The sequence below is a fragment of the Bradyrhizobium sp. Ken64 genome, from assembly GCF_055807555.1.
On record NZ_JBVVPA010000119.1, the window covers coordinates 1 to 255 of the forward strand.

Genomic DNA, 255 nt, shown 5'->3' on the forward strand with positions numbered 1-255 from the left:
GGGCGGCACCACCATGACCACTTCGGTCACGCCAGCCACTTTGGCTGGAATCGCGTTCATCAATACCGACGACGGGTACGAGGCGTTGCCGCCCGGACCGTAGAGGCCGGCGCGGTCCAGCGGCGTGACCTTCTGGCCCAGCACGGTGCCGTCGGCCTCGGTGTAGCTCCAGGAATCCTGCTTCTGTTTTTCGTGATAGCTGCGCACCCGCGCCGCCGCCACTTCCAGGGCTTCACGCTGGGGCGCAGTGATGCG

1 protein-coding gene is annotated in these 255 nt (G+C 66.7%); it reads right to left on the reverse strand.

Features of this window, described 5'->3' with window-relative positions:
• Positions 1-255 (reverse strand): histidinol dehydrogenase (locus AC0L2F_RS35895; protein ID WP_473251541.1); only part of this gene is annotated, 255 nt, incomplete at both ends.